This is a genomic window from Nocardioides abyssi (assembly GCF_030412915.1).
In the GTDB taxonomy this organism is placed as follows: Bacteria; Actinomycetota; Actinomycetes; order Propionibacteriales; family Nocardioidaceae; genus Nocardioides; species Nocardioides abyssi.
The window spans coordinates 78,748-105,001 of sequence record NZ_JAUHJR010000002.1; the positions used below are offsets into that span (position 1 = coordinate 78,748).

General features: G+C 75.2%; 27 protein-coding genes. 9 read left to right on the plus strand and 18 right to left on the minus strand.

Annotated features, from left to right (window positions below; all coding sequences use genetic code 11):
• Window positions 1-239 precede the first annotated feature (239 nt).
• On the plus strand, window positions 240-1,244 hold the full coding sequence (locus tag QWY29_RS05470; protein ID WP_300959684.1) for a M28 family metallopeptidase: 1,005 nt from the start codon (window positions 240-242) through the stop codon (window positions 1,242-1,244).
• Here QWY29_RS05470 and QWY29_RS05475 read toward each other — a convergent pair.
• Together QWY29_RS05475 and QWY29_RS05480 are read right to left on the minus strand one after the other, a co-directional pair.
• Window positions 1,228-2,598: a CapA family protein gene (locus QWY29_RS05475; RefSeq protein WP_300959685.1), complete on the minus strand. Its 1,371-nt coding sequence runs from the start codon at window positions 2,596-2,598 to the stop codon at window positions 1,228-1,230. The two genes, QWY29_RS05470 and QWY29_RS05475, sit on opposite strands and share 17 nt — an antisense overlap.
• 98 nt (window positions 2,599-2,696) lie before the next feature.
• The gene (locus QWY29_RS05480) at window positions 2,697-3,152 is read right to left on the minus strand and encodes an NUDIX hydrolase (RefSeq protein WP_300959686.1); all 456 of its coding nucleotides are present in this window, start codon (window positions 3,150-3,152) and stop codon (window positions 2,697-2,699) included.
• Between the two features lie 64 nt (window positions 3,153-3,216).
• Here QWY29_RS05480 and QWY29_RS05485 point away from each other — a divergent pair, with 64 nt between their 5' ends.
• Window positions 3,217-4,062 (plus strand): aldo/keto reductase, encoded by an 846-nt coding sequence (locus QWY29_RS05485; protein WP_300959687.1) that lies wholly within the window; start codon window positions 3,217-3,219, stop codon window positions 4,060-4,062.
• A gap of 39 nt (window positions 4,063-4,101) precedes the next feature.
• Here QWY29_RS05485 and QWY29_RS05490 read toward each other — a convergent pair whose 3' ends face one another.
• Both QWY29_RS05490 and QWY29_RS05495 read right to left on the minus strand, forming a co-directional pair.
• Entirely contained in the window at window positions 4,102-4,638 is a 537-nt protein-coding gene (locus QWY29_RS05490) for a universal stress protein (RefSeq protein ID WP_300959688.1), read from the minus strand.
• A gap of 10 nt (window positions 4,639-4,648) precedes the next feature.
• Window positions 4,649-5,149, minus strand: coding sequence for a MarR family winged helix-turn-helix transcriptional regulator (locus tag QWY29_RS05495; protein WP_300959689.1), 501 nt, complete (start codon window positions 5,147-5,149; stop codon window positions 4,649-4,651).
• A gap of 40 nt (window positions 5,150-5,189) precedes the next feature.
• Between QWY29_RS05495 and QWY29_RS05500 the strand changes: the two genes are divergently transcribed.
• Complete coding sequence (locus QWY29_RS05500) at window positions 5,190-6,161, plus strand: EamA family transporter (protein ID WP_300959690.1); 972 nt, start codon at window positions 5,190-5,192, stop codon at window positions 6,159-6,161.
• Here the strand turns inward: QWY29_RS05500 and QWY29_RS05505 are convergent.
• From QWY29_RS05505 to QWY29_RS05515, 3 genes are all read right to left on the minus strand, one after another.
• The gene (locus QWY29_RS05505) at window positions 6,148-6,735 is read right to left on the minus strand and encodes a hypothetical protein (RefSeq protein WP_300959691.1); all 588 of its coding nucleotides are present in this window, start codon (window positions 6,733-6,735) and stop codon (window positions 6,148-6,150) included. The genes QWY29_RS05500 and QWY29_RS05505 overlap by 14 nt on opposite strands.
• Before the next feature lie 253 nt (window positions 6,736-6,988).
• Window positions 6,989-7,474, minus strand: coding sequence for a nitroreductase family deazaflavin-dependent oxidoreductase (locus QWY29_RS05510; RefSeq protein WP_300959692.1), 486 nt, complete (start codon window positions 7,472-7,474; stop codon window positions 6,989-6,991).
• A gap of 23 nt (window positions 7,475-7,497) precedes the next feature.
• On the minus strand, window positions 7,498-7,920 hold the full coding sequence (locus QWY29_RS05515; protein ID WP_300959693.1) for a nuclear transport factor 2 family protein: 423 nt from the start codon (window positions 7,918-7,920) through the stop codon (window positions 7,498-7,500).
• Window positions 7,921-7,966: 46 nt separating this feature from the next.
• On the opposite strand from QWY29_RS05515, the gene QWY29_RS05520 reads away from it, so the two are divergent.
• The 5 genes from QWY29_RS05520 (at window position 7,967) to QWY29_RS05540 (ending at window position 12,672) form a co-directional block, all read left to right on the plus strand.
• Entirely contained in the window at window positions 7,967-8,866 is a 900-nt protein-coding gene (locus QWY29_RS05520; protein WP_300959694.1) for a TIGR03619 family F420-dependent LLM class oxidoreductase, read from the plus strand.
• Entirely contained in the window at window positions 8,863-10,056 is a 1,194-nt protein-coding gene (locus tag QWY29_RS05525) for a hypothetical protein (protein WP_300959695.1), read from the plus strand. Before QWY29_RS05520 ends, QWY29_RS05525 begins: the two co-directional genes overlap by 4 nt.
• A gap of 2 nt (window positions 10,057-10,058) precedes the next feature.
• Window positions 10,059-10,907: an SDR family oxidoreductase gene (locus QWY29_RS05530; protein ID WP_300959696.1), complete on the plus strand. Its 849-nt coding sequence runs from the start codon at window positions 10,059-10,061 to the stop codon at window positions 10,905-10,907.
• Window positions 10,904-12,094 carry a sulfotransferase family protein gene (locus QWY29_RS05535; RefSeq protein WP_300959697.1) on the plus strand — a complete coding sequence of 397 codons (1,191 nt, stop codon included), beginning with the start codon at window positions 10,904-10,906 and terminating at the stop codon, window positions 12,092-12,094. Before QWY29_RS05530 ends, QWY29_RS05535 begins: the two co-directional genes overlap by 4 nt.
• Before the next feature lie 125 nt (window positions 12,095-12,219).
• The gene (locus tag QWY29_RS05540; RefSeq protein WP_300959698.1) at window positions 12,220-12,672 is read left to right on the plus strand and encodes a hypothetical protein; all 453 of its coding nucleotides are present in this window, start codon (window positions 12,220-12,222) and stop codon (window positions 12,670-12,672) included.
• An 8-nt stretch (window positions 12,673-12,680) separates the two neighbouring features.
• Here QWY29_RS05540 and QWY29_RS05545 read toward each other — a convergent pair whose 3' ends face one another.
• The 4 genes from QWY29_RS05545 to QWY29_RS05560 all read right to left on the minus strand — a co-directional run bounded on the left by QWY29_RS05545 (window position 12,681) and on the right by QWY29_RS05560 (window position 17,028).
• Window positions 12,681-13,991, minus strand: a complete 1,311-nt coding sequence (locus QWY29_RS05545) for an MFS transporter (protein ID WP_300959699.1) — start codon at window positions 13,989-13,991, stop codon at window positions 12,681-12,683.
• A gap of 105 nt (window positions 13,992-14,096) precedes the next feature.
• A complete protein-coding gene (locus tag QWY29_RS05550; RefSeq protein WP_300959700.1) occupies window positions 14,097-15,035 on the minus strand; it encodes an alpha/beta hydrolase in 939 nt (312 codons plus the stop codon).
• The gene (locus QWY29_RS05555; protein WP_300959701.1) at window positions 15,032-15,649 is read right to left on the minus strand and encodes a TetR/AcrR family transcriptional regulator; all 618 of its coding nucleotides are present in this window, start codon (window positions 15,647-15,649) and stop codon (window positions 15,032-15,034) included. Before QWY29_RS05555 ends, QWY29_RS05550 begins: the two co-directional genes overlap by 4 nt.
• Window positions 15,646-17,028 carry a flavin-containing monooxygenase gene (locus QWY29_RS05560; RefSeq protein ID WP_300959702.1) on the minus strand — a complete coding sequence of 461 codons (1,383 nt, stop codon included), beginning with the start codon at window positions 17,026-17,028 and terminating at the stop codon, window positions 15,646-15,648. Before QWY29_RS05560 ends, QWY29_RS05555 begins: the two co-directional genes overlap by 4 nt.
• An 85-nt stretch (window positions 17,029-17,113) precedes the next feature.
• On the opposite strand from QWY29_RS05560, the gene QWY29_RS05565 reads away from it, so the two are divergent.
• The gene (locus QWY29_RS05565; protein WP_336621827.1) at window positions 17,114-18,448 is read left to right on the plus strand and encodes an NAD(P)/FAD-dependent oxidoreductase; all 1,335 of its coding nucleotides are present in this window, start codon (window positions 17,114-17,116) and stop codon (window positions 18,446-18,448) included.
• 10 nt (window positions 18,449-18,458) lie between these two features.
• On the opposite strand, the gene QWY29_RS05570 is transcribed toward QWY29_RS05565, so the two are convergent.
• The 7 genes from QWY29_RS05570 to hutI form a co-directional block, all read right to left on the minus strand.
• A complete protein-coding gene (locus QWY29_RS05570) occupies window positions 18,459-20,015 on the minus strand; it encodes a PucR family transcriptional regulator (protein WP_300959704.1) in 1,557 nt (518 codons plus the stop codon).
• A 50-nt stretch (window positions 20,016-20,065) separates the two neighbouring features.
• Window positions 20,066-21,382, minus strand: a complete 1,317-nt coding sequence (locus QWY29_RS05575; protein WP_300959705.1) for a glycosyltransferase — start codon at window positions 21,380-21,382, stop codon at window positions 20,066-20,068.
• A complete protein-coding gene (locus QWY29_RS05580) occupies window positions 21,379-22,428 on the minus strand; it encodes a glycosyltransferase family protein (RefSeq protein ID WP_300959706.1) in 1,050 nt (349 codons plus the stop codon). Before QWY29_RS05580 ends, QWY29_RS05575 begins: the two co-directional genes overlap by 4 nt.
• Window positions 22,425-23,378, minus strand: coding sequence for a ferredoxin family protein (locus tag QWY29_RS05585; RefSeq protein WP_300959707.1), 954 nt, complete (start codon window positions 23,376-23,378; stop codon window positions 22,425-22,427). The genes QWY29_RS05580 and QWY29_RS05585 overlap by 4 nt, the downstream gene beginning before the upstream one ends.
• Entirely contained in the window at window positions 23,375-24,544 is a 1,170-nt protein-coding gene (locus tag QWY29_RS05590; RefSeq protein ID WP_300959708.1) for a cupin domain-containing protein, read from the minus strand. The genes QWY29_RS05585 and QWY29_RS05590 overlap by 4 nt, the downstream gene beginning before the upstream one ends.
• A gap of 2 nt (window positions 24,545-24,546) precedes the next feature.
• Window positions 24,547-24,819 (minus strand): hypothetical protein, encoded by a 273-nt coding sequence (locus tag QWY29_RS05595; RefSeq protein ID WP_300959709.1) that lies wholly within the window; start codon window positions 24,817-24,819, stop codon window positions 24,547-24,549.
• A gap of 236 nt (window positions 24,820-25,055) precedes the next feature.
• On the minus strand, window positions 25,056-26,252 hold the full coding sequence (hutI, locus tag QWY29_RS05600) for an imidazolonepropionase (RefSeq protein WP_300960381.1): 1,197 nt from the start codon (window positions 26,250-26,252) through the stop codon (window positions 25,056-25,058).
• Window positions 26,253-26,254: the final 2 nt, after the last annotated feature.

Genomic DNA, 26,254 nt, shown 5'->3' on the forward strand with positions numbered 1-26,254 from the left:
TTGCTCGGGTGGAACTGGTGTCTGTCTGGATGTCTTCGGGTGGTGCTGGGGACCGGCGCTCGAGGCACCGGAAGTCTCTGGTCAGAGTCTGGCAGACGACTTGAGTCCGTCCAACTCAACTTTGCTCACTGGGCTCAACGGAGGGTGGGCGCTGGTTGTTCCTGGCCGGCTGCTTTCTCTCGCGGCTCGGCTCGGCCCGACTCGGCTCCGGCCCGGCGCCGGTAGGGCACGATCGACGCATGCGCCGGTCCGCGATCGTCTCGGTCGGGCTCGCCCTGTGCCTGCTGGGCGCCTGCAGCGACGCCCCCAGGGGCGACTCTTCCGGCTCGCCCGCGCTGCCGACCTCGTCCGCGCCGCCCTCGCCCGCGTCCACACCCACCTCGGCACCGACACCGACCGCGTCACCGACGGCGACGGCGACGACCGAGCCGGCGCGGCGGGTCTCCCCCGACGACGTGCGCGTGGCGACGGCGGTCGCCGCGGTCGAGCACCTCGCGGGGCGGGTCGGTCCGCGGCCGGGGACGTCGGCGGCGTACCGGCGGGCGGCGGGGTGGGTGCAGGGCCGGTTCGAGGAGCTGGGCTGGACGGTCGAGCGGCAGGCGTTCCGCACGCCGGCGGGCGTCTCGTGGGGCGTGCCGGTGCGGGCGGGCCGGTCGACCAACGTGGTGGCGACCCGCGGCGACGTGCGGTCGGGGCGGCCCTGGCTGCTGGTCGGCGCCCATCTCGACACCGTCCCGCAGGCACCGGGCGCGGAGGACAACGCCTCGGGCGTCGGCGTGCTGCTCGCGGTGGCCGAGGCGCTGGCCGAGCGGCGGACGCGGATGCCGGTCGTGCTCGTGGCCTTCGGGTCCGAGGAGCCGCGGGGCCCGAGCGACGACGAGCACCACTACGGGTCACGGGCGTACGTCGCCGGGCTGTCGACCGCCGAGCGGGGCAGCCTGAACGGCATGGTCTCCCTCGACCGGGTCGGCGTCGGGTCGGTGCTGCCGGTGGGGAGCGCCGGCGAGGGGGACCCGGTCCAGCGGCAGCTGCTCGCGGCGGCCGAGCGGGCCGGCGTGCCGACGGTGGTGGACACCGAGCAGCGGTCGAGCGACCACTGGTCGTTCGTGCGGGCCGGCCTGCCCGGGGCGCGGCTGGGGAGCACCCCCTACGCGGCGTACCACTCCGCCAACGACGTGCCTGCCGTCGTCTCCCGCGACCAGCTGCGCCGGACGGCGCGCACCGTGGTCAGCTGGCTCCGCTGACGGCGTACGGCCCCGTGCTCGTCGACCAGACATCGGCGAGGATCCCCGCCACGCGCTCGCCGCGGACGAAGCGCGGCGCGAAGGTGGTCGGGTCCATCGCGTAGGGCACCAGCCGCACGGCCTTGAGCTCCGAGCCCCAGAACGTCGCCTCGAGCACCACGCCCTCGAGCGTCTGCTCCATGAATTCCATGTCGAAGACGAAGTTGCCCAGCGAGTGCGCCACCGGGACGCCGTCGACGACGTCCACGCCCTGCACCCAGTGCGGGTGGCCGCCGACCACGAGGTCGGCGCCGGCCGCGACCAGGCGGCGGGCGACGGTGCGCTGGACCGGTTCGGGGCGGTGGGTGTACTGCGTGCCCCAGTGCGGCAGCGCCACGACCACGTCGGCCCGCTCGCCGGCGCGGGCGATCGTCCGCTCGACGTGGCGCAGGTCGGCCTCGACCAGCCGCGGCCCCGTCCGCGGCGGCATCCGCACGCTCAGCGCGCCCGGGCTCGACGGCGTCGCCCGCGGCGTCTCGCCGATCGCGTTGAACCCGACGAACGCGAAGCGCACCCCGCTCCGCTCGACGTACGCCGCCCGGCCGGCCGCCGCGCGGTCCGGCCCGGCGCCGAACACCCCGATCGGGCTCGCCCGCAGCGTGCGGACCGTGTCGAGCAGCGCCCGCTCCCCGAAGTCGCCGGCATGGTTGTTGGCCAGCGAGAGAGCGTCGAACCCGGCCCGCCGCAGCGGACCCAGCAGCACCGGCGTGGCCCCGAAGGAGTCACCGCCCTGCGTGGGCGCCCCGTCGAGGCTGAGCGTGCTCTCCAGGTTGCCGACCGTGACGTCGGCGCCGCGCAGCCGCGCGGCCGTCGGGGCCAGCGCGCGCCACGGGTCGGGCACACCGCGCACGAGCATCACGTCGCCCACCACGGTCAGGTCCACCGCCCGCGGGTCGTCGCGCACCGGGTCGCGGCCGTCCACCCGGGCCACGACGACGGTCGGCCGCACGGCACCCACCGGGACGACCGCCACCGTGCCCGGGTCGCGCTCGACCGCCCGCAGCCGCCGCTCGACCGGGCCGGTCGCCACGACCCGCCGACCCCGCCAGCGGGTCACCTCGCCGCCCACCAGCCGCGCCGACGTACTGCTCGACAGCCGCAGGGGCGGCTCGCTCGCGTGGCCCACCACGACCAGCTCCGGCTCGGGCTCGCGCTCGGGCTCGGGCTCGGGCTGCTCGTCCTCGGGGCCGGCGCTCGTGGTCGGCTGGCCCCCGGGCTCGGCCGCCGGCACCGGCTCGGACGCCCCGTCGGTGCACCCCGCCAGCAGCACCGCGGCCAGCACCCCGGCCGACACCAGCGCTCTCCCGGGCCTCATCCGGCCACGCTAGCCGCGGCGAGCCGCCCGCGGGCCGTCGACGCCCGGACACCCGACGCGCGAGCCGGACGGCTCCAGGAGCCGGCAGGAGCGGGAGCTCAGCGCGCGAGCAGGCGCAGCGCGACGTCGACGAGCGAGACGTGGGGCAGGCGGGCGGCCTCGGCGAGCGGGATCCAGCGGGCCTCGTCGGTGGTGCCGTCGACCTCGGCGGTCAGCTCGCCACCGACGACGGTGGCGGCGAAGAGGACGCGGACGGCCTTCATCGGGCGGTCGGTGTCGAGGTGGCGCCGCGAGGCGGGGATGACGTAGGTGTCGACGGTGAGGAGCCGGTCGAGGCGGACGTCGTACCCGGTCTCCTCCCGCACCTCCCGCACCGCGCCGGCCTCGACGGTCTCGTCGAGCTCGACGCCGCCGCCGGGGAGCGTCCAGCGGGGACCGTCGGCGGCCTCGTTCCACAGCGCCAGCAGGATCCGGTCCTGGTCGTCGGTGATGACGGCGTACGACGCGAGGCGGGTGTCGTAGGCGGTGTAGGGGACCGGTTCCGAGACGTTCACGTGACCATTGTCGCGTCCTGCGCCTGTCGGGAAGGATTCGGCGCCCGGTGTCCTTGGAGCACCCATGACTGTTCCGACGATCACCCTGAACAACCAGACGACCATCCCGCAGCTGGGCTTCGGCACCTACCAGGTCCCGCCGGAGGACACGGCGGCAGCGGTGACGACGGCCCTCGAGGTGGGCTACCGGCACATCGACACCGCGCAGATGTACCAGAACGAGGCCGGCGTCGGTGAGGCGATCACGTCCTCCGGCATCGCGCGCGACGAGCTGTGGATCACCAGCAAGCTCAACAACGGCTTCCACCGTCCCGACGACGCGCGCCGCGCCTTCGACGAGACGCTGGGCAAGCTCGGGGTCGACGTGATCGACCTGTTCCTCATCCACTGGCCGCTGCCGACGCAGTACGACGGCGACTACGTCTCGACCTGGCGCACCCTCGCGGAGCTCGTCGAGCAGGGCCGGGCCCGCGCGGTCGGCGTCTCGAACTTCCAGCCCGCCCACCTCGACCGCATCGTCGAGGAGACCGGCGTCGTGCCGGCGGTCAACCAGATCGAGGTCCACCCCTACTTCGGCAACGAGGACGCCCGCGCGGCCTCGATCCGCCACGGCGTCGAGGTCGAGGCGTGGTCGCCGATCGCCCAGGGCGCGGTGCTCGACGACGCGGTGATCGGCCGGATCGCCGAGGCCCACGGCAAGACCCCGGCGCAGGTCACCCTGCGCTGGCACGTCGAGCGCGGCGACATCGTCTTCCCCAAGTCGGTGACCGAGCAGCGGATCCGCGAGAACTTCGACATCTTCGACTTCTCGCTCAGCGTCGACGAGGTCGCGCAGATCAGCGCGCTCGACAAGGGCGCGGCGGGTCGCACCGGCCCGGACCCCGACACGTTCGACTACATCCCCTCCTGAGCACGACCGCGTGACCGGCCCGCCGCAGAGGGGCGGCCCTCACTCCGAGGGCTGCTCGTCCGCGGTGGGCACCGCGGCGTCGAGGGTGCGGGTGCGCTCGGTCTCGTTGGTCCGCGCGCCGCGCACGACGACGACCGGGCAGGCGGCGTGCCGCACGAGCTGGTCGGACGTCGAGCCGAGCGCCAGCCCGCGGAAGCCGCCGCGGCCGCGGGAGGAGACCACGACGAGGTCGGCGTCGTGGGAGGCCTCGATGAGCGCGTTGCCGGCGGGGCCGCAGTAGGCCTCGTAGCGCAGGTCGACGCCCTGGCCGTGCGAGGCGACGGCACCGGCGACGTCGGCACGGAGGTCCTCGAGCACGGCCTGCTCGAAGTCCGCGCGCGGCGGGACGTAGCCGAACGTCTGGGTCGAGGGCCGCGGCGCGGTCGACATCGTCCAGGCGCGCAGCAGGGTCACCGACCCGCCGACGGCGCGGGCGTGGTCGAGCGCCCACTCCAGCGCGTGGAGCGCGGGCTGCGAGCCGTCGTTGCCGACGATGATGCGGGGACCGGTGCCGGGGATCTGCGCGCTCTCGCTCATGCCCCTGACCTTAGTCGGCGCCGTCCAGCGCTCGGCCCCACTGCTCCAGCAGGGCGGCGAGCTCGTCGCGCTGCCGCGCGGTCAGCCCGCCCAGCAGGCGGTGCTCGTTGGCGATGTGGGCGGTGAACGCGCGGTCGACCAGGGCCCGCCCCGCCTCGGTCAGCGCGACGACCCGCCCGCGTCCGTCGCGCTCGTCGACGCGCCGCGTCGCCCACCCCTGCTGCACGCAGCGGTCGACCCGCTTGGTGATCGCGCCGGAGCTGACCATCGTCGAGGTGGCGAGCGCACCGGGCGTCAGCTCGTACGGCGCACCCGCGCGCCGCAGCGTCGCGAGGACGTCGAACTCGCCCTCGCCGAGGCCGTGCTCGGCGTACTCCGCCACCAGCTCCTCGGTCAGTCGCGCGGCCAACCGGTGCAGCCGGGCGATCACGCCGACGGGGCTGACGTCGAGGTCGGGTCGCTCGGCGCTCCACTGCTCGATGACGTGGCCGACGAAGTCCGGTTCGCTCACGGACTGGACGATATCTCACGCGGAAGATATATTGTCTTCCGTGGAAAGTATCTCCTGGCGCACCCTCGCCCTCACGGCCGTCGCACCGGTCGCCTGGGGCACGACGTACCTCACGACCGAGGAGCTGCTGCCGCCCGACCGCCCGCTCTTCAGTGCCGTCGTCCGCGCCCTCCCGGCCGGCCTGCTGCTCCTCGCCTGGACGCGCCGGCTCCCCCGCGGCGACTGGTGGTGGCGTGCCGGCGTGCTGGGCCTGTGCAACATCGGGCTCTTCTTCCCCCTGCTCTTCCTCGCCGCCTACCGCCTGCCGGGCGGCCTGGCCGCCACCCTCCAGGCGACGCTCCCGCTGGCCGTGATGGCGCTGGCGTACGCCGCGCTGGGCGAGCGCGCCTCCGGGCGGGGCGTCGTGGCGGCCGTCGTCGGCCTGGCCGGCGTGGCCCTGCTGGTGCTCGGCTCGCCGGGCGGCGTCGACGTGCTCGGCCTGGTCGCGGGCGCGGCGTCGGTGGTCGTCGCGGCCACCGGCTTCGTGCTGGTCAAGCGCTGGCGCGCACCGGTCGACATGCTGACGCTGGTCTCCTGGCAGCTCGTCGCGGGCGGGCTGCTGCTCGTGCCCGTGGCGCTGCTCGTCGAGGGCGCCCCGCCCGCGATCGACGCCCCCGCCGCGGCCGGCTACCTCTGGCTCGGCGGTGCCGGGACGGTCGTCGCCTACGTCTGCTGGTTCCGCGGCCTGACCCGCATGCCGGCCGGCGCGGTCGCGCTCATCGGCCTGCTCAACCCCGTCGTCGGCACCGCCCTGGGCGCGGTCGTCGCGGGCGAGGTCTTCGGGCTGCCGCAGGCGATCGGCGTCGCGCTCGTGCTCGGCGGGGTCCTCGGTGGGCAGCAGCTCACGTCCTCGCGCCGCCGCGCGCGCCGCACCGCCCCGGCCCGCGCGGCGCGGGCCGTGCAGGCGACCCGGACACAGGCCCGGGCAGCAGCCTGCTCGCCGACGTGCTCGCCGGCGGTCAGCCGATCGTGACGGTGACCTCGTTGGACTCCAGGCCGGTGCTGGTGTCGACCATGCGGAAGCGGTTCTCGCCCAGCTGGCCGGTCTGGATGTAGGTCGAGAAGGTCTCGTTGCTGACCGAGGCCGTCACCGGGAAGTCCACCCACTGCCCGTCGGCGAACCGCTGCACCTGCAGGATCGCGCCCTCCCCGCCGGTGTAGACGCCGGTCAGGTCGATCTGCTGCATCGGCGAGACGCTGGTCTGCCCGGACGACAGCGAGATCTCGTCCTCCGGCGCCTCGGACGTCTCCTCGTCCGTCGGCTCGGACGAGCCGCTGCTCGACGAGCCGTCGGGGGCCAGGGTGATCAGCGGGCCGCTGGGCTCGTCGGTCGGCTCGGGCTTGGGCAGGTAGAACGACGGCCGGCTCGACGAGGTCCCCGAGGCGCTGTCGTCGCCGCCGAGGCCCAGCACGCTCACCGCGCCGAGCGCCACGCCGCCGAGCACCAGGCCGACCACGAGCCCGACGCCCACCAGCGCGACGAGGCCGGTCAGCACGGGGCGGTCGGCACGCTCGGGGCGCTCGGAGTCCAGCTGCTCGGGGGGCACGTGCCCATTGTCGGGGTCGGGCGCGGTTCAGCCAACCGGGACGGGCGCGAGGACGACGCGGGCTCGGGCTGCGGCGGGTTTCGAGACGGTTGCTGCGCAACCTCCTCAACCAGCCGGGCGGTTGCTGCGCAACCTCCTCAACCAGCCGGGCGGTTGCTGCGCAACCTCCTCAACCAGCCGGGCGGTTGCTGCGCGGCCTCCTCAACCGGCCGAGCGGTTGCTGCGCAGCCTCCTCGACCAGCCGCACGGGGGGTCAGCGGGGCTCGAGCACCACGACGGGGATCTCCCGGTCGGTCCAGCGCTGGTAGCGGTCGAAGTCGGCGTACAGCTCGACCAGCCGCGGCCACAGCGCCGCCCGCTCCTCCGGACCGGCGACGCGGGCGCGCACGGCGCGCGAGCGCTCGCCCTTGACCGCGACCTGGGTCTCGGGGGAGGCGAGCAGGTTGCGGTACCACTGGGGGTGCTTCGGGAGGCCGCCCTGCGAGGCGACGACGACCAGGTCGCGACCGTCCTCGAGGTAGAGCAGCGGCGTGGTGAACCGGTTGCCGCTCTTGCGGCCCACGTGGTCGAGCAGCAGCGTGGGGACCGGCTTCTTCCAGCCGGCGCCGATGCGCCACTTCGAGCCGATCCGGCCGTTGGTGGCGCGGAACGCCGCCACCTGCACCTGGGCGACGCGCTTGAGGACCTTGGGGACCAGCGGGGAGTCGAGCCCCGGCGGCTTCTCGTCGGGCAGAGCCATGGGGCGGACCCTAGCTGCCAGGGTCAGGTCCGCTTCCAGACGATCTCCTCGCGCAGCTCGCGGCTGCGCCAGCCGTCGGCCGTGCGGACCATCCGGTGGTGGTAGATCCCGCCGAACTCCACGACCTTCTCGGTGCCGTCCTCGGCCACCATCGGCATCGGGTTGTGGAAGTACGCCGCCACGACGGCCTCGTCGCCGACGAGCTCGACGTCGACCTGGCCGAGCGTGTGCATCCGCTTCGGGAAGAACGCCGGCAGCACCTCGGCCAGCCACGGCTTGACCGCACCGTAGGCGTCGGCGATCCCGCCGGACTCGGTGTAGTCGATGGCCGCGTCGGGGGTGAAGACGGTGTCGAGCCGGTCGAAGTCGCCGGTGTCGATCGCGCGGGTGTAGCGGGTCAGCACGGCAGCGATCTCCGTGCGGTCGCTGAGCTCAGCCAGGTCCACGGCACGAACCCTGGCACAGAACTGGAACACGTTCTAGTGTGCGGCCATGCGATTCACCTACGCCGAGGCCATGACCCGGGTGGACTACTACGCCCCGCTGGCCCGGGCGGCCGAGGCGGCCGGCTACACGAGCATGACCGTCGCCGACAGCCTCATCTACCCCGAGGAGTCGGACTCGACGTACCCCTACACCGACACCGGCGACCGCGAGTTCCTCGACGGCAAGGAGTTCATCGAGACGATGGTGCTCTGCGCGCACCTCTTCGCGGCCACCACCACGCTGCGGCTGACGCCGTTCGTGCTGAAGCTGCCGGTGCGCCCGCCGGTGCTGGTCGCCAAGCAGGCCTCGTCGCTGGCGTACCTGTCCGGCAACCGGCTCGGCCTCGGCGTCGGCATCTCGCCGTGGCCCGAGGACTTCGTCGCGATGGGCGTGCCCTGGGCGCGGCGCGGCAAGCGGATGGACGAGTGCATGGACATCGTCCGCGGGCTCACGTCGCCGGCGGACGAGGACGGCCGGCAGGGCTACTTCTCCTACTCCGGGGAGTTCTACGAGGTCGCCTCGCTCAAGCAGACCCCGGCGCCGACCACGAGGCTGCCGCTGCTCGTGGGCGGGCACGCCGACGCGGCGCTGCGCCGCGCGGTGCGCAAGGGCGACGGGTGGATGCACGCCGGCGGCGACGGCGAGGAGCTCGACCGGATGCTCACCCGGCTGGCCGAGATCCGCGCCGAGGAGGGCGACACCCGCGACGACTTCGAGGTCCACGTCATCTCCTACGACGCCTACACCCCCGACGGCATCAAGCGGCTGGAGGACAAGGGCGTCACCGACTGCATCGTCGGCTTCCGGATCCCCTACATCGTCGGCCCGGACACCGAGCCGCTGGAGAAGAAGGTCGCCGCGCTCGAGCGGTACGCCGAGGACGTCATCGCGAAGGTGAACCCGTGAGCGCCGGGCAGGACGCCGGGCAGGACGTCGTTCAGCAGCAGGGCGCCGGCCGCGTGCTGGGCCTGACCAAGCCGCTGCAGGACGCGATCGCGGAGGCAGAGGAGCTGATCGCGGCCGCGCCGTTCATCCGCACCGAGCAGGACCTGCTCGAGGGCTACGACTACCTCGCGGGCCGGATCCGGATGGCGATGCAGACCGCGTTCGACTACGACCTCGAGCGGCCGCTGTTCGTCAACCCGACCCACCAGTTCTCCCGGCAGGGCCTGGACAACCCCGACGCGCTCTACTTCAACGCCTACCTGCGCGAGGGCGTGGAGTACGTCGTCCGCGGCCGCCGCGGGACGAGCGCCGACCTGTCGTTCCAGGTGATGGGCGGGGCGTACACCGCGACGTCCGCCGCGACCTCGATGCTCGCCTTCGACGACCGCGAGCTCGACATCGCCGACGACGGCACCTTCGAGTTCACCTACACCGCCGAGCCCGGTGCCAAGACGCTCATCGTCCGCGAGGTCTTCAACGACTGGGACACCGAGGAGCGCGGGGTGCTGTGGATCGAGCGGCCCGACACGATGGGCACGCCCGCCAAGCCGCTCTCGGAGGCGACGCTCGCGAAGAAGTACGAGGTGGCCGCGCGCTCGCTGACCAGCTCGATCCAGACCTGGTTCGCCTTCCCGCACTTCTTCCAGTACCAGCAGCCGGTCAACACCCTCACCCCGCCGCAGTCCACCCCCGGCGGGCTCGCCTCGCAGCGCTCCGCGATCGGCCACTACGAGCTGGCCGAGGACGAGGCGATGGTGATCACCGTGCCCGAGTGCACCGACTGCGCCTACCAGGCGGTGCAGATCGGCTCGGACTGGTACGTCTCGACCGACTACGAGACCCACCAGACCTCGCTCACCAAGGCCCAGGCGGTCACCGACCCCGACGGGATGATGCGGTTCGTCGTCTCCGAGCGCGACCCGGGCATCGCCAACTGGCTGGAGACCACCGGCCACCGCACCGGCTCGATGATGCTGCGCTGGCAGAGGCTCGAGCGCGACCTCGGCCCCGAGGACGGCCCGACCGTCGAGGTGGTCCCGTTCGACGCCGTCCGCGACCACCTGCCCCACCACTCCCCCGTCACCCCCGAGGAGTACGCCGCGCGGATCGCCGCCCGGCAGCGCTCCGTCGCCCGAAGGATGCTGAGCTGACCATGCCGACCCCGCAGACCGCCGCCGCCCACCTCGAGACCGACGCCGAGGTCGAGGCCCGCTACCGTCCGTTGCCGCTGCTGGAGGGCAAGGTGCTGGTGCTCTCCGGCGTCGGCCCCGGCCTGGGCCGCGCCTTCGGGGAGGAGGCCGCCCGGATGGGCGCCGACCTGGTGCTCGTCAGCCGCACCGAGCGGCGCCTGGAGAAGATGGCCGAGACCGTGCGCGGCCTGGGGCGGCGAGCACTCGTCGTACCCACCGACATCACTGACGAGGCCTCCCGCGTCGCGCTCGTCGAGCGGTCGCTGGAGGAGTTCGGCCGGGTCGACTGCCTGATCAACAACGCCTTCGGCATCCCGCCGATGGACCCGCTGACCACCCTCGACCTCGACGGGCTGCGCGCCGCCAACGAGACCAACGTCTTCGCGCCGCTGCGGCTGACCGCGCTCTTCGCCGACGCGCTGGCCGCGACGCGCGGGTCGGTGCTGATGGTCAACTCCTGCGTGCTCTACCAGTCCCAGGAGGAGTTCGCCGGCTACAAGCTCTCCAAGGGCGCGCTCGAGCACCTGTCGTCCTCGCTGGCCACCGAGCTCGGCCCGCGCGGCATCCGGCTCAACAGCGTCGCGCCGTCCTACATCTACGAGGACGTCAACAAGGGCTACTTCGACTGGATCGCCTCGGAGTCCGGCCGCACCCACGACGAGGTGTACGCCGAGAAGGCCGCGCCGACCGACCTCAAGCGGCTCGCGAGCCCGGCGGAGGTCGCCCGCGCCGCGCTCGTGCTGGCCACCGACCTGTGCTCGGCGGTGACCGGCCAGGTGCTCAACGTCGACTGCGGGGAGTTCCACCGATGAGCGCCGACACGGGCACGGGCACGGGCACCGAGGGTCTCAACGTGATGACCCGCGAGCGCGCCGACGTCGGGTCGTACGACGACATCGTCGCCGCCGCGCGCCGCACGACCGGCCTGGAGGACCTCGGCGGCACCGAGCACGAGGAGGGCCTGCGGGTCCTCGTCGACGACCTCGCCTCGGCCGAGGCCGGGCTGACCCCGCGCGGCAACTACTTCCAGCGCTCGGAGGTCAAGAGCGCGCTGGTCGGCCGGCTGCTGACCCAGGCGCAGTTCACCGCCCGCCCCGAGCACGCCGACGTGCCGATCGAGCGACCGGTCTTCGTCATGGGCCTGCCGCGCACCGGCACCACCGCGCTGCACCGGCTGCTGCACGCCGACCCGGCGGCGCAGGGGCTGGAGATGTGGCTGACGCAGTACCCCCAGCCGCGCCCCCCGCGCGAGACCTGGGACGACGACCCCATCTTCGGCGCCATGCAGCAGGCGTTCTCCGCCCACCACGTGGAGAGCCCGGAGTTCATGGGGATCCACTACATGGACGCCACGACCGTCGAGGAGTGCTGGCGGCTGCTGCGCCAGACCGGCAAGTCCAACTCCTACGAGTCGCTCGCCCACGTCCCGCGCTACTCCGCCTGGCTCGCCGCGCAGGACTGGACCGACGCCTACGCCCGGCACCGGCAGAACCTCCAGCTCGTCGGGCTCAACGACCCCGACAAGCGGTGGGTGCTCAAGAACCCCTCGCACATGACCGCGCTCGACGCGCTGATGGCGGTCTACCCGGACGCGCTGGTCGTCTACACCCACCGCGACCCGGTCGTGTGCATCGCCTCGTCGTCCTCGCTGTCGGCCGAGACCACGGCCGGGCACTCCACGACGTACGTCGGCGAGACGATCGGCCGCACCCAGCTCGACCTCTGGTCACGCGCCTTCCACGCCTTCCACGACGCGCGCCCGCGCTACGACCGGGCGCAGTTCGCCGACGTCGCGTTCTCCGACCTGCTCGCCGACCCGCTCGGCACCGCGCGCTCGGTCTACGAGCAGTTCGGGCTGGACTGGACGCCCGACGCGCAGGCGGCCATGGAGGAGATCGACCGGGAGTCCAAGCAGGGCGCCGCCAAGCCGTCGCACCGCTACTCCATCGAGGACTACGGGCTCACCGAGGCCGACGTGCGGGCGGCGTTCGACCGGTAGGCCGGTCCACTTCCCCCCACCCTCGCGCCCACCTGTCGTCCACAGGTGGACCCCCGCGCGCGGCCCTGCACAGCCCGGCCCTCGGGGCGCCCGCCGGGAGGGCGGCGGCGGGCAGCGTGGCCGCCATGACGACGACCCCGCTGCTGACCCTCCCGCCCGGCTGGCACCACCACCCCGACCCTGCGCCCGACGTGCTCGTCGCCGCGCGCGGCACGCCGTCGTGGTCCGGCGTCCCGCCGGAGCTCGTGCTGCGCCGGACCGAGGTGCCCGCCGACTGGGCCGACGACCTCGACGCGTGGCGGGCCGCCGCGGTCGTCGACCTGCGTCGGCTCCTCGACCGGTTCGCGCTGGAGGACACCGAGCTGCTCGACCTGGAGGGCCGTGACGTGCTCTACCAGCGCTTCGCGCACCGCGGCGTCGTCGCCGACCTGCTCACCGAGCAGTGGTCCTGGCTGGTCGGCCGCTGCGGGCTGACCCTCAGCGGCACCGTCGCGCTGGAGGACTACGCCGACCTGTGCGAGGTGCTCGAGGACGCCGCCGCCAGCGTCGAGCCCGGCGCGCTGATGACCGTCGTGTGAGCGGCTGCTCAGGCCTCGCCGGCGGCGGTGCGGACGGCGCGCTCGGCGACGGCGTGCTCGTCGGTGCGGTCGTCGTAGGACCAGAAGTCGCGCAGGGCGGTGGCGGTCAGGGCGACGCCCGCGACGCAGGCGACGCCGCCGCTGGTGATCGCGCCGCGCACCGACCACAGGTCGGCGGTGACGCCGGCCCGGACCTGGCCGCCGAGCGGGCCGAGGGAGTAGGACAGCATCTCGATGCCGGCCAGTCGGCCGCGCATGGCCTCGGGGATCGTCTGGCTCCAGACCGTCGCGCGGAAGATGCCGGAGATCATGTCGGCGGTCCCGGACAGCCCGAGGAAGACCAGCACCAGCCAGAACGACGGCATCACGCCGGCGACGGCCACGCACGCGCCGTACGCCGCCGCGGCGATGACGATGGCCCGGCCGTGGTGGTGGACGCGGCTGGTCCACCCGCTCGTGGCGGTGGCGACCATCGCGCCGAGGGTCTGGGCGATGTAGAGCATGCCGAGCAGCTCGGGGTTCTCGAAGACCTCCTCGACCAGCGCCGGGAAGAGCACCACCGGCAGCGCGAGCAGCATCGCGGCGATGTCGACGAGGTAGGTGCCGAGCAGGTCGCGACGGCCGGCGGCGTAGCGGATGCCCTGGGCGATCCCGGCCAGGCTCGGCGGGGTGGTGTCGGCACGGTGCGGGTAGGGCCGCATCGCGACGTAGAGCAGCGTCGCGACCGCGAGGCCGGCGACGTCGAGGACGAAGCACCAGCCCAGCCCGACGTAGGCGATGAGCAGGCCGCCGATCGCGGGACCGAGGAGCACGCCGAACTGGATGCCGAAGCTGCCCAGCGCGTTGGCGGCCATGATCTGGTCGTGGCGGACCGTCCGCGGCAGCAGCGCCTCGCGGGAGGGCCGCTGGATCGCGGAGGAGGAGACCAGGAACGCCGCCACCACGAAGACGACCCACACGTCGGGCTCGTCGCGGAAGGCGTTGGCGGCGAGGACGGCGGTGAAGAACGCCTGGGCGATGCCGGTGCCGATGAGCAGCTTGCGGCGGTCGACGTGGTCGGCGAGCGCTCCGCCGTAGAGGCCGAAGACCACCAGCGGGGCCAGCTCGACCAGGCCGATCGCGCCGACCGCGAAGTTCGACCCGGTCAGCGTGTAGACCTGGTAGGGCACCGCGACGTAGGTGACCATCCCGCCGAGGTAGAAGACCGTCCCGGCCCAGAACAGCAGCCGGAAGTCGCGGGAGTCCCGCAACGGGCTGGTGTCCATCCGCAGCCCGCGCAGGGCGGAGCGCAGGCGTTCGGCCCGGGTCGGGGTGGTCATGCGTCGATCACGAGGTGGGATGGTCGCACCCCGCGACCGCGGAAGCGAAACCGGTTTCCCGCGCCCCGGCGGGCGCCCGGTCGGGTCGCCGGCCGGGCCGCCGGGTCAGGGAGCGAGGTGGCGGCGCAGGAAGTGCACCTGGTGGGCGAGCACGGCGTCGAACCAGTCCTTGCCGGCGTAGACGTCGAAGTGGTCGCACGGGTAGTGCCGCACCTCGCCGCGGCCGGCGCCGGCCGCCTTGAGCGCGGCGTGCGGCGGCGCGCTCCGGTCGTGGTCGGCGATCTGCACGAGCAGCGGGCAGCGCAGGTCGGCCGCGTGCTTGACCGGCCGGTGGCCGCCGAGCTCGAGGCCGACGGCCGCGTCGATCTCGTTGCGCCAGCTCGGGCCGGCGATGGCGAGGTAGTCCTCGTAGCAGCCCTCGAGCGTCAGCGCCCCGAGCTCGCCGGGGCGCGCGACGACCGGCATCGTGCGCGGCGCGCCGACCCGGCTGCGGACCCCCTCGACGGTCGAGCGCAGCATCGACGAGGGCTTGTGGTGCTTCGCCGCCAGCCGGCCCGCGGCCAGCCCGTCGACCAGCGGGGTGAGGGCGACGACGGCGGCGACGTCGTCGCGGGACGCCCCGGCCGCCAGCACGTGGCCGCCCGCGAGCGAGACCCCCCACAGCACCAGCCGGTCGGGGTCGACGCCGTCGAGGCGCTTCGCGGCGGCCAGGGCGGCGCGGTAGTCCTCGAGCTGGCCGGCCATGGAGACCGTCTGGCGGGGCGACCCGCCCGAGGTGCCGAAGCCGCGGTAGTCGAAGGCGAGCACGTCGAGCCCGGCGGCGGCCAGGCCGCGGGCGAAGGGCTCGAGGCCGGAGTCCTTGGTGCCGGCCAGGCCGTGGGCCATCACGACCACGGGTCGGCCGGCCGGGCCCGCCAGCTCCTCGGTCGCGGCGCGGAAGTGCCAGCCGGAGAGCTCGACGCCCCCGGAGGGGAAGGCGACGTCGGCGCGGGTGACGGCGGCCGTCCGGTCCGTGGCCTGGTCGGTGGTCTGCTGGGTGGTCATGGGGCGGTGGTCCCTCCGTAGATCGCGGTGGTCCACAGGTGGACGACCGCCTCGATGTGGGCCTCGGTCTGCTCGTCGGGGCGCTCCGCGCGGACGAGGCGCTCGAGGGTGCGGTCGTTGAGGTCGAGCAGCGCGGTGGCCAGCGCCCGGGCCGGCGGTCCGGGCGGCGCGTTGCCGGTGGCGCGCTCGGACTCCACGAGCGCGGTGACGACGTCGACGAACGACGCGATCCGCTGCTCCCAGCGCTCGCGCACGGACGCGCTGGTGGCCCGGGCCTCGAGCATCGCGCGGTGGACGTGGGTGCGCCGCTGCCAGCCCTCGACGACGCTGCGGACCGCGCTGCCGATCCGGTCGCGCATCGCCCCGTCGTCGCCGGAGAGGCCGGCGGCGTCCCAGGCGTCGTCCTCCATCTCGTCCATCAGCGCGGCGACGGCGTCGGCCTTGTTGTCGAAGTAGAAGTAGAACGCCGACCGGGTGACCCCGGCCCGCCGCGACAGGTCGGCGACGTTGATGTCGTCGAGCCGGGCGTCGGGCCCCGCGTCGCGCAGGTGGTGGTCGAGCGCCTCGAGCAGCGCGGCGCGGCGCTGGTCGCCCCGGGTGGCGGCCGGGCTCACGGGAGCACCGGCTCCGCGACCGGGGCGGCCGCGGCCGCGCGGCCGGCGAGCGGCGGGGCCCCCACGCGGCGTACCCGCTCCTGGCCGGCGGGCAGCTCCTTGGTGCGCATCTGGTGCTCGTAGACGAAGTAGTCGAGCTGGTGGGTGTGCCGGGGGCGGTCGAGCATGTGGCCCATGTAGAGCTCGTCGTCCGCGCGGATCACCTCGTGCATCTCGGCGACCGGGGGCGGGACGTACTGCCCGACGGCGTACGCCGCGATGAGTCGCGCCTGGCTCTCCACGAACGGGAAGAGCGTCGGCGTCGCTTGGGCGAACCCGGCGAAGAGCAGGTCGTCGAGGCCGGGCTTGAAGATCCGCTTGTAGAGGTCGATCCGGTTCTCGGGGGCCGAGATGAAGGACGGGTCGAAGAACGGGAACGTCAGGTTGTAGCCGGTCGCGTAGACGATCACGTCGAACTCGCTCGCGGTGCCGTCATCGAAGTGGACGGTGCTCCCGTCGAGCCGGGCGACGTTGCCCTTCGCGGTGACGTCGCCCGACTTCAGCCGCAGCGGCAGCTCGGTGGACTGCGTCGGGTGCGCCTCGAAGAACTTGTGGTTGGGCGCCGGGAGGCCGTAGTTGGTCGGGTCCGAGCCGGTGAACCGCTGCCCCCACTGGGCGACCTTGCGCTGCCAGGACAGCGGCAGCTGCGGGTAGGTCCGGTAGCTCATGTCGGCGGCCTTGCCGTACATCAGCTTCGGCACGATCCAGGCGCTGCTGCGGGTGGAGAGGGTGACCTGGTTGCGCAGCACCCGCTGGGAGAGCTCGACGGTGATGTCGGCGGCGCTGTTGCCGAGGCCGACGACGAGGATCCGCTTGTCCATCAGGTGCAGCGGCTGCCACGGGTCGACGTAGTGGTGGGAGTGGATCGACTCGCCGGTGAACTCCCCGGGGAAGTCGGCGGTGCGCGGGTCCCAGTGGTGGCCGTTGGCGACGACGAGCAGGTCGAAGCGGCGCGCCTCGCCCCGCTGGGTCTCCAGCTCCCACCCGCCGCCGGGGAGCCGCTCGGCGTGCACGACGCCGTTCTGGAACTCGATGTGCTCGCGCAGCCCGAACGCGTCGGTGTAGGCGTCGAGGTAGTCCTTGATGTCGGTGTGGTGCGGGAAGTCCGGGAAGTGGTCCGGCATCGGGAAGTCCTTGAAGGACAGCTGGTACTTCGAGGTGTCGATGTGCAGCGAGCGGTAAGCGCTGCTGTGCCCGTTGGGGTTGCCGAAGGCCCAGTTGCCGCCGACGCGGTCGGAGCTCTCGAAGGTCGTGCAGGGCACGCCGTAGTCGTGGAGCATCTTGGTCGCGGTCAGGCCGCTGATGCCGGCGCCGATCACGGCGGTGGTGGGTGCGCGCATGTCGTGAAACTAGGGGCCGCTGTTGACACGCGTCAACGGATTCGTGTGAACCAGGTCACGGGCCCTCCTCGGGCGGCCCGTTGTGGTGGGAGCACAACACCGGCGGCCCTCCCTGTCCTCCGGGGCCGACGACCAGCACGCGGACCCGGCCCACGATGGCGGCATGACCTCCACGACCGGTTCCTCCGCCCGCCCCCGTCCCGAGCGCGTCGCCGTGCTGGGCGCGGGCATGGTCGGCCTCTCGACGGCCTGGCACCTGCAGTCCGCGGGCGTCGAGGTGACGGTGCTGGACCGCGACGACGTCGCCGCCGGCTCGAGCTGGGGCAACGCCGGCTGGCTGACGCCGAGCATGGCGGTGCCGCTGCCGGAGCCGTCGGTGCTGCGGTACGGCGTGCGCGCGGTGCTGAGCCCCTCCTCCCCCGTCTACGTGCCGCCGACGGCCGACCTGCGGCTGCTGCGCTTCCTCGCTCGCTTCGCCCGCAACTGCACGCCCGCGCGCTGGCAGGCCGCGATGCGCGCGCTGATCCCGCTGAACAACGGCGCGCTCGCCGCCTTCGACGAGATGGAGGCCGGCGGTGTCGCGGCACGCACCGCCGCGGCCGAGCCGTTCACCGCCGCCTTCCGCACCGAGGCCGACAGCCGGGCGCTGCTGGAGGAGTTCGAGCACATCCGGGCCTGCGGCCAGGAGGTGCGGTTCGAGGTCGTCGACGGCGCGAGCGCCCGGGCCGAGGAGCCGGCCCTGTCGGAGGAGATCGGCACCGCCATCCGCATCCACGGCGAGCGGTTCATCGACCCGGCGGCGTACGTCCGTTCCGTCGCCGACTCCGTCGTCGCCCGCGGCGGCACCATCCGTCCCGAGGCCGAGGTCACCGACGTGGCGCCCGGGGCGGGCGGGGTGCGCGTCGGCGGCGAGCGGTACGACGCCGTGGTGATCGCCACCGGCGCCCGGCTCGGTGCGCTGGCGCGCCCCTTCGGCGTGCGGCGGCTGGTCCAGGCCGGCCGGGGCTACTCGTTCACCGTCAAGGTCGACGACCTGCCGCGCGGGCCGGTCTACTTCCCGCAGCAGCGCGTCGCGTGCACGCCCGTCGGCGACCGCCTGCGCATCGCGGGGATGATGGAGTTCCGCGCGGTCGACGCGCCGATGGACGCCCGCCGGATCCAGGCGCTCGTCGACGAGTCCGGCCGCCTGCTGCGCGGTGCGCACCTCGACCAGCGCGAGGACGAGTGGGTCGGCGCCCGGCCCTGCACCGCCGACGGGCTGCCGCTGGTCGGTGCGACGCGGGCGCCGGGCGTCTACGTCGCCGGTGGGCACGGCATGTGGGGCATCACCCTCGGCCCGGTCACCGGCAAGCTGCTGGCCGAGCAGGTGGTGACCGGTCGCGTGCCGGACGCGCTGCGGGCGGTCGACCCGCTGCGCTGATCGCCGTCGCTCAGGTCGCGGTCGCCCGCACCTGGGCGATGACGAGCCGGGCGGCGAGCCGCTGCGCGGGGTCGTCGAGGTCGACGGGGCAGGTCTCGGCGATCCGGGCGAGCCGGTAGCGCACGGTGTTGGGGTGCACGTCGAGCGACCGGGCGGCCCGCTGCGGCTCGCCCCAGTAGTCGATGACCGCCTCGAGGGTGTCGACCAGGTGGCCGCCGTGGACCCGCTCGTGCTCGACCAGCGCGAGCAGCGGGGACTCCACCGGAGGTCCGAGGCCGCCGACCGCACGGGCCAGCACCAGCGCCGCCCACGACCCCTCGGCGGTGGCCAGCGGCCGGTCCCGCGTGGGCAGCGCGGCGAGCTCCGCGGCCTGGGCGCGCGAGCGGGCCAGCCCGGCGAGGTCGGTCACCGTGGCCCCGGCAGCGGCGCCGACCGAGGGATCGGCCCGGTGCTCGCGGGCGACGACGTCCGACAGCCACGACCAGGTGCCGGGGCCGGTCCCCTCGCCGACGACCGCGTGGACGACGCCGTCGAGGTCGGCCAGCACCGGGCGGCGCCAGCCGTGCCGCAGCGCCGTGGCGGTCCACAGCTCACAGCGGGCGCTCGCGTCGAGCAGGCCGGCCGGACCCGACAGCGCGACCACGCGCCACGGCCCGGGGGCGATGCCGTCGGGGGCTCCCCCGACGCCCGACACCACTCCCGCCACGCCCGGCCCGGCGCCGGGTCCCTGCAGCAGCTGCCGGACCCGGTCGAGCTGGACCTGGCGGTGCAGCTCGCTCTGCGCGCGCAGCCGCAGCAGGTGCAGCGCGATGAGGCGCGCGGCCGCCCGCAGCTCGCGCTCCTGGACCTCGCCGACGGGGGCGTCCACGACCGCCCACACCGACCCCAGCCACTCCCCGCCGGCGCGCACGGGCACGACGTACCGCGGCTTGACGTCGTCCTGGCCGGCCGGGACGAAGAACGGGTCGTCGGAGCGCGCCAGCCTCCGGAACACGCCGAGGGCCCGGAAGTGCTCGCGCACCGCGCGCGGCACCTGGCGGCCGACGATCGTGGCGGTGCGCGCCTCGTCGACGTCGTGCTGGCCGCGGGAGTAGGCGAGGACCCGGGAGGTCGCGTCCTCGATCGTGACCGGCGCGGCGACGACCTCGCTGATCGTGTCGGCCATCTCGAAGAGGTCGCCGTAGACGTCGTCGGTGCGCCCGTCGCCGGGGCCGGTCGCGGCCGCCTGCTCCAGCGCGGTGCGCAGCAGCCCGGCGACCGGGGACCAGGCGGCGCCGTCGGCGAGCGCGAGCAGCGCCAGGCCGTGGGCGGCGCAGGCCGCGGCCACCTCCGGCGCGTGGGCGAGCGGGCGGCGCAGCAGCAGGCCGGCCGCGGTCGGGCCGGACCCGGCCAGGGTGACCGCCTCCGCGACGTCGCGGACCCCGATCCCGAGCACCAGGTCGCCGGCCACGAGCGGGGTGCCGGGCTCGGCCAGCTCGAGCGCCAGGACCGGGCGCTCCTCACCGGCCGCGACGACCTCGACGAGGCCGGCGGCGACGGCCCGGGCCAGCCCGGCGGCGGTGGTCACGGGGTCACTGTGCCAGTCGGGCCGGGGAGCCCGGGGCGGGTGCAGTGTCTTCAGCCCCACCCGCCGAGGTGCGCCTCGAGCGAGGTGGTGGGCGGCACCGGCGCCAGCCCCGTTCCAGCGGCAGGCTCGGTGAGGTCGGGGAACAGGTCGGTGCGTCCCCACCGCTCCTGGCGTCGTACGCCGCGGAGCGCGCGCGCCGTGACCAGCGGGTCGCCCGCGGGGCCGGTGAGCAGCAGCCGGGCCGGGGCGTCCGGCCCGGCGAGCCGGTCGACGAGCCCCCGCCAGGCGTCGACCGGCCCGCGGGCCGGGGCGTGCAGGTGGAGGTGCCACGCGGCGTCGGTCGCCACCGGCTCGACCGGGTCGGCGCGCACGCGCGGGTCGCCGGCGAGCAGGTCGGCGGTCGCGCCGTCGACGTGGACCCGGGCGGCCGGCAGCGCGGCGAGCAGGCTGTCCAGCGCGACGAGCAGGCCGGTGGGGTCGAGGTCGTCCGCGACGGTGACGACCGGGTCGGCCGGGCCGAGCAGCAGCCCGCGCGGGGCCGCCCCGGGCGCGGCCACCCGCCGGGCGATCGCGAGGGTCTCGGCCAGCGCCCGCTCGCGGTCGGCGGCGGTGGACCGGCCGGCGAAGTCGGGCCCGTCGTGCCAGGCGACGGCCGCCGGCTCGTGGGCCAGCAGCGCGCCGTGCCGCCAGGCGCGGGCCGCCCACTCCCAGTCCTCGCCGCCGTAGGTGGTGAAGGTCGGGTCGAAGCCGCCGATCGTCTCGTGCAGCCACCGGCTGCAGGCGGCCACCGCCGACAGCACGTAGCGGTAGGAGGTGTCGTCGGCGTCGAGGAGGTCCCGGGTGCGGGCGTGGCCGTCGGCCAGCCACGCCGGCGACGGCAGCTCGTGGGCCGGCCCGGCCTCCTCGACCGGCGCGTCGAGGGGCACCGCGGACAGGTCCGCGTGGCGGCGGCGGCCCACGACGAGCGCCTCGGGCAGCAGGTGGGGCAGCCGGCTTACTGCCGCGACGTAGCCGGGCTCGGGGGTGGTGTCGGCGTCGAGGAAGGCCAGCACCTCGCCGGTGCCCGCCGCCGCGCCGAGGTTGCGGGCGGCCGCGGCGCGGAACCCGCGGTCGGCCTGCCGGACGAGCCGCACGCCGGCGGGGACGGCCGGCGCGACCGCCGACCCGTCGTCGGCCACGACGACCTCGAGCCGGTCGGCCGGGTGGGTCTGCCGGGCGATTGCGTGCAGGGTGCGGGCGAGCTCGCGCGGCTGCTCGTAGTGGGTCACCACGACCGTCACCGTCGGGGGCGGGCCGGACCGCCGGGGCGCGAGGTCCCAGCGGTTGCCCGGGACCGTGCTGCCGGCGGACGGCTGCGCCGGGCTCACGGGAACGGGACGAGCACCGGCTGCACCGGGTCGGCGACGGTGCGGTGGACCGAGGTCCACCACGCGGCGTACTGACGGGCGGCGGCGGGCAGGTCGGGCCCGGGCACCTCGCCGTCGGGCAGCCGGGTGGAGGCCGGGTCGTCGAGGGCGCGCTCGAGCGCGGGGACGAGGCCGGCGTCGTCGTGCAGCACGTGCGCGCCCGGCCGCAGCGCGTCGACCTCGCGGGCGTAGGGCCCGTCGAGCAGCAGCGGACGGCGGCCGACGGCGACCCACCGGTTGACCGAGGCGGACGCCGAGAGGTGGCGGTGCCCGCTGACCGGCACGGTCACCCGCGCCATCGCCGCGGTCAGCTCGTCGTCGGGCAGCCAGCCGGTGACGGTGAGGCGCAGCCCGCCCGCCTCGGCCCGGCGGTGCAGCTCGTCGAGCAGGTCGGCGTGGCCGTCGACGGCCGAGCCCAGGCACACGACGTCGACCTCGCGGCCCCGCGCGCGGAGCTCGGTCGCGGCCTGGAGCAGCTCGCGGTGGCCCTTGTCGGGGTAGACGAAGCCGAGGGCCGCGAGGGTGGCGGTCCCCTCCTCCGCCGGCGCGGGCTCGGGGCGCGGGACGACCGGCACGACGGGCAGGTGCACGACCGCGCCGGGCGGCAGGTCGACGTCGACGCGGGACAGGGCCCGGCGCAGCAGGGCCGCCTCGTGGTGGCTGCTCACCGCCCAGCCCGCTGCCGCCCGCACCACCTCGGCGTAGGCGCGCACCCGGTCCTCCGACGCCCACGGCTGCGGCACGTCGTGCAGCGTCACCGTCGTCGGCGTCCGGCGGCACCAGTCCACGACGCGCCGCACCGACTCCTCCGCGGTCGCGCCGAGGAGCCGCTCGGTGAAGTGCAGGTGGGTCGGGGCGTCCGGCGCCGGCCCGTCCAGGACCTCCGGGCCGCCGACCAGCGACGGCGCGCCGAGCACGGAGGCGAGCTGGGCGGCGTACTCCACGACGCCGTGGCGCCGCGGGCCGGCCACCACCTGCACCGGCAGGTCGGTCCGCGAGCTGGTCATCCGGCGTCCTCCGGGGTCACCGCCTCGACCTCGTGCCGCGGCGTGGGGTTGTCCCGCGTCGCGCGGCAGGTGAGGCGGGCCGGCGGCCCCTGCACGGTGCGCACCCGGACCGACCAGGTGCGGCCGGCGACGTCGAAGACGGCTGTCGTGACCAGGTTCGTCGCCGGGCCCTCGACGGATCGGCCGGTCCAGCGCACGGTGTCGCGGGCGGTCTCGCCGAGGTGGCGCCGCAGCGCGACCTCGGCGGTCTGGACCGCCATGGGGTACGCCGTGCGGCCGCGCAGGTGGTCGAGCTCGAGGTGGCCGCGGGCGTGGTCCGCGGCGACCGCGAGGGCGGCGTCGGGGTCGAGCCGGCCGTAGTACAGGCCGTCGGGCAGGACGAGCAGGTTGCCGGCGTACCGGTCGCCGCCGATGTGCGAGACCTCCCAGGTCTCCTCGGGGTGCGCGGCCGCGAGCGCGCTCGCCACCGGCCGGCCGAGCTCGGCGCAGCAGGCGTCGTGGCGGCCGTGGGTGCACACGGCGAGGACGGTGCCGTCGTGCGGGTCGAGCCCGGCGGACCCGCCGGCGCGCAGCGCGGCCAGGTCGAGGTCGAGCACCTCGTGCGGGTCGGCGAGCGTCGCCGACTCCAGGCGGGTGCCCCCGGGGAGGCAGGCGGCGGCGAAGACGCGTACGCCGCCGGCGGTGTCCGTCGCGTCGGCGCGCCGGCTGCGGCCGGGCCGGCGGACCAGCAGCGGACGCACCCGCGCCCGGGCCGCGACCGCGGCGATCCGCGGGCCGAGGCCGTCGGGCAGGCGGGCGTCGCGCAGGGCGTCGACCCCCCACGGTCCGGCGTGCTCGACGAGCAGGAACGCCCGCACGGTCGACGCGGTGCCGGCCGGGGCCTCGTCGCGCTCGGCGCTGGCGACGCTGCAGCGGAACGGCGCCGCGGGGGCGGGGGTCGGGGCGCTCACCCGAGGACCTCGAGCAGCCCCTCCCGCACGAGACGACGGCACAGCACCAGCCTCGACTGCGGGTCGAGGTGGTCGGCGAGGTCGACGGGGCGCAGCTCGCCTCGGGTGCGGACCTCCTCCAGGGCCGGGGCCAGCCGGGCGGGGACGTCGAGCACGCGGTCGCCGAGCAGGACGTCCAGCCGCCCGTCGGCGCCACCGACCAGGACGCACGGGTGGCCGGCGCGGCGGCGCAACGGGGTCTCGTCGTCGATCGCGTCGACGCGGAGCACGTCGTGCAGGCCCCCGGGCAGGCGCGGCGGGCGGGTGGTGAGGAAGCGGCGTACCTCCGCCTCCACCGCCGCGCCCGTGTCGACCTCGCGGACCCGGGCCGCCAGCGCCTCGAGCCGGTCGGCGAGGCCGGCGGCGAGCGGGTCGCGGTCGTCGAGGTAGCCGGCCGGCAGGTGCTCGTCGGCGACCTCGGCGAGCAGCGGCTGCACCGCCCGCTCGACCAGGCCGCGCCAGGTGAGCTGGTTGATGCCGATGGTGACGTGGAGCGAGACCGTGTCCTGCGCGCGGGCGGCGTGGGGGGTGCCGGTCGGGAGGTACATCGACAGCCCCGGCTCGAGGAGGACCTCCTCCGGCCCGTCCTGGCCGTGGACCTCCCACTGCTTGGTGCCGGCGGTCTGGAAGACGAAGACGTCGTGGCTGTCGGAGTGGACCGCGAAGCCCTGGGAGCCGGGCGGCGTCAGGTAGGCGTTGGCCTGGCACGGGTGGCCGAGCTCGAGCTCGAGCTGTGCCACGAGCCGGGTCAGCGGCGGGTGGTAGCGGTGGAGGCCCTGGAGGACGACGGTCGCGCCGTCGGCGAACGCCGCCAGTGCCTTGCGGCCGTCCACCAGGCCGGTCAGCTGCTTGCCGGCGAGGGTCGCCGAGCGGGTGTAGCGCGACTCCGGCAGCACCGCACCGCTCTGCGCCAGCCGCACCGACGGGGTGCGGATCGCTGTCGAGGTCAGCAGGTGGTCGGCGTCGTCGAGCGAGAGCAGGCCGACCAGGTCCGCCGGGGCGGTGCGGTGCAGGTGCACGCGCGACGCCCAGACCTTCTCGACGAAGGTCCGGGCGTCACCGCTGAGCAGGTCGAGCGCCGGGCTCGGCCCGGCGCCCGTGCCGGCGCTGGTGGCTGGGTGGGTCACGGTCAGGCGTCGGTGCCGTCGGAGTCGCTGCCGTCGCCGTCCGTCGTGTCGGTGGCGTCACCGTCCGTGGCGTCGCTGTCCGTGCCGTCCGAGTCCGAGCCGTCCGAGTCGCTCCCGTCGCCGTCCGTGGTGTCGGTGGCGTCGCCGTCCGTGGCGTCACCGTCGGTGCCGTCGGAGTCCGTGCCGTCGGAGTCGCCGATGCCCTGGGACGGGTCGCCGGCCGGGACCGTGGTCATGTCGTCGTCGGAGAGGGGCTCGTCGGGGGTGCTGGTCATCGCTGCCTCCAGGGCTGGGGTCGGGTCCGGACCTCTGGCCGATACCCACGGGCGTGATCCGACACACGACGCCACGCCGCCGGTCGAGACCGCCCTCCCGCTGGTTGAGCCGTGAGGCGCCCCGGCGCCGAGCGTGTCGAAACCCGGTGAGGGGCGCAGGGCGCTGGGGACGGTCACCGGGCCTACTGAACGCTCGCCAGGGCTCCCTGCTCGACCAGCGAGGAGCGCGGGTGCGCTCAGCCGGCGGGGAGGGTGGTGGCGCCGAGGACGGGCCGGCCCCGCTGCCAGACGCCGGCGACGAGAGGGACGCCGGGGCGGTAGGCGAGGTGCACGTGCGAGGGGGCGTCGAGGAGGACGAGGTCAGCCCGGCGGCCGACGGCGAGCACGCCGACGTCGTCGCGGTCGAGCGCCCGGGCACCGCCGGCGGTGGCCGCCCACACGGCCTCGGCCGGCGTCATCCCCATCTCCCGCACGGCGAGCGCGACGCAGAACGGCATCGAGGAGGTGAAGGACGACCCCGGGTTGCAGTCGCTGGCCAGCGCGACGGTCACGCCGGCGTCGAGCAGCCGCCGCGCGTCCGGGTAGGGCTGGCGGGTCGAGAACTCCACGCCGGGCAGCAGCGTCGCCACCGTGCCGCTGTCGCGCAGCGCGTCGACGTCGGCGTCCTCGAGGTAGGTGCAGTGGTCGACGGCGGCGAGGCCGAGCTCGCAGGCCAGCCGCACGCCGGGGCCGGGGCCGAGCTGGTTGGCGTGGAGCCGGCCGCGCAGGCCGCGCTCCATGCCGGCGAGGAGCACGGTCCGCGCCTGGTCGACGTCGAAGGCACCCCGCTCGCAGAACGCGTCGACCCAGCGCGCGTGCTCGACGGCGGCGTCGAGCATCGGCCCGGTCACCAGCGCGACGTACTGCTCGGGCGTGGTGCCCTCGGGCACGACGTGGGCGCCCAGGTAGGTCGTCTCCTCGGTCAGCGTGCGGGCGATGGCGAGGCTGCGCGCCTCGTCGCGGACGGTCAGGCCGTAGCCGCTCTTCACCTCGACGGTGGTCGTGCCCTGCCGCAGCATCTCGTCGACCAGCCGCCGCGCGCCGGAGAGCAGCTGCTCGTCGGTGGCGGCGCGGGTGGCGGCGACGGTGGTGCGGATACCGCCGGCGGCGTACGCCGTCCCGGCCATGCGCGCCGCGAACTCGCCCGCCCGGTCGCCGGCGAAGACCAGGTGGCTGTGGCTGTCGACGAACCCGGGCAGCACCGCCCGGCCGCCCGCGTCGACGACCGCGTCCGCGGCCGGCGCGTCGGCGGCCGGCCCGATCCAGGCGACCCGCGAGCCCTCCACCACGACCGCCGCCCGCTCGACGACGCCGATCCGCCCGTCGGGCCCGTCCCCCGTCCGCTCGGGGTCGTTGGTGACCAGCTCGCCGATGCCGGTCAGCAGGGTGCTCACGC